Origin of the sequence: Agrococcus sp. HG114 (assembly GCF_024723325.1) — a bacterium.
In the GTDB taxonomy this organism is placed as follows: Bacteria; Actinomycetota; Actinomycetes; order Actinomycetales; family Microbacteriaceae; genus Agrococcus.
Genome location: NZ_JANQCH010000201.1, coordinates 1 through 2,012, shown reverse-complemented (window position 1 = coordinate 2,012; position 2,012 = coordinate 1). Strand labels below are relative to the sequence as shown.

Below are 2,012 nucleotides of genomic sequence, written 5' to 3'. Positions count from 1 at the left end.
GGCCGAACGCCCCCGTGCGCGTCTCGTCGACACCGGCCTCGACCGCGGCGCCGACGGCCGGAGTCGCGACCGCGTCCGCCGGGACAGCCGCGACGCGCAGCGCCGCGACGCGCACGACGCCTCCGTCGAGCGGCAGCGTGTCGCCCAGGAGCGCGGGGAGATCGCCCGCGGCGACCGAGGCAGCGGGATCGGGCTCGTCGAGCGCCCAGTCCTCGCCGAAGCGGTCGGGCAGCGGAGCGTCGTCGGCGGTCGCAGGCACGCCGTGCCTGCGCAGGAGCGCGCGCGCGCCTCCCGCGTCGACGATCCCGAGGAGCGCGGTCGGCTCGAGCGCGAGCAGCTGCCGCAGGGCCTCGGCGGTCTCGACCGTCGCGGCGGCGTCGTGCAGCGCGCGGGCGCGCACGGCCGGGAGGTCGCGCTCGCACACGAGCACCGCGCGGCCCGCGGCGACGCACCACGCCTCGCCCGGTGCGTACTCGATGCGTGCGGTCATCGCAGGGCCTCTCTCGGGATGGTGTCGTCGATGCTGCGGCCGCGCGTGTCGAGCAGCTCGTCGTCGGCGAGCGCGACGGCGTCGACGTCGACGACCACGACGCTCACGTTGTCGGCGGCCCCGGCATCGAGCGCGCGGCGCAGCAGGAGCGCGGCGACCGCGGCGGGCGACGCGACCTCGTCGAGCAGCTCGGCGATCTCGCGGTCGTCGACCTCGCCGGTCAGGCCGTCGGAGCACACGAGCAGCCGCTGGCCGCGCTCGGCCGGCCGCAGCCAGACGTCGGCCGGCTGGCGCTCCCCGGCGCCGAGGGCGCGCGTGATGACATTGCGGTGGGGGTGGTGGCGGGCGTCGGCGCGCCGCAGCGCGCCGTGCTCGACCAGCTCCTGCACGACGGAGTGGTCGACGGTGACCTGCTCGAGCCGCCCGTGCTCGTGCAGGTAGGTGCGCGAGTCGCCGATGTTGAGGACGAGCCAGTGGGCGACGCCGCCGACGTCGACGAGCACTGCGCCCGAGAGGGTCGAGCCTCCTGCGGGCTCCCCCACCGCGCTCGCGTGCACGCTCTCGAACGCGTGCTCGAGCGCGGTCTCGACGCACTCGACGTCGGCGAGCGCGCGGCCCTTCAGGCCCCGGAAGGCCTCGATGGCGAGGGCGCTCGCGACGTCGCCCGACGCGTGCCCGCCCATCCCGTCGGCGACGACGAACACGGGGAAGGATGCGAAGACCGAGTCCTCGTTGACCTCGCGGCGCATGCCGGGATGGGTCGTGGCCGCCCAGCGCAGCGCGATCGAGGGGTGGCTGTAGCGGAACTCGCCGATCGCGCTCACGGCTCGCCCGCCTCGATCGCGAGCGTGCGGTCGCCGAAGCGGACGACGTCGCCGGGCAGCAGCGGCACCGGCCTGCCGGGCTCGAGGGCGGTCTCGGCGCCGTCGCGCACGATGCTCGACCCGTTCGTCGAGGCCCGGTCGATCGCGGCGAGCGGGCTCGCGGTGATGAGCAGGTGCGTCTTCGAGATCGAGCGGGTCTCATCCGCGATCGGGAGCAGGTGCTCGACCACCTCGCCCGCGCTCGGCGCGGGGTTGCGCCCGATGAGCGCGGCGCCGTGGATCGCGAAGCGGTCGCCGGTGTCGAACGCGAGCGTCGCGACCGGCGTGCGCGCCGGTGGGCGGGCGCGCGTGGCCTCGAGGTCCTCGTCGGCCGCGACGACCTCGATGCGGCGCACGGTGCGGTCGTCGACCTCCTCGCCGCCCCACTCGCCCTCGAGCTCCGGCTCGATGATCGTGTGCTCGTCGATGGGCGCCGCGGCGGGCGCGGCAGGGTGCGCCGGCTCGCGGCCGGGCACGCTGTCGACGATGCCGCCGATCGTGGAGGCGCCGCCGCCCCCTGGGCCCTCGGCGACGACGGGTCGCCCGCTCAGCTCGCCGGGTCGGTACCCGGACGGTCGAGCCGGCCCGGTGTCGGCGCGCTCGGGGCGGTCGACCGCGAGGGGCGCGGCCGACGGCGCGACCGGCTGCTGGGGCCGCGC

The 2,012-nt window shown here is 76.9% G+C and carries 2 protein-coding genes and 1 pseudogene; all 3 read right to left on the bottom strand.

The annotated features are described in order from the left end of the window. Positions 1-490 (bottom strand): hypothetical protein (locus NWP09_RS12610; RefSeq protein WP_258275847.1); only part of this gene is annotated, 490 nt, incomplete at its 3' end. Next, positions 487-1,314 (bottom strand): PP2C family serine/threonine-protein phosphatase, encoded by an 828-nt coding sequence (locus tag NWP09_RS12605; protein ID WP_258275846.1) that lies wholly within the window; start codon positions 1,312-1,314, stop codon positions 487-489. The genes NWP09_RS12610 and NWP09_RS12605, both read right to left, overlap by 4 nt. Next, positions 1,311-2,012, bottom strand: a pseudogene (locus NWP09_RS12600) (FHA domain-containing protein); the annotation flags it as partial. The pseudogene NWP09_RS12600 and the gene NWP09_RS12605, both read right to left, overlap by 4 nt.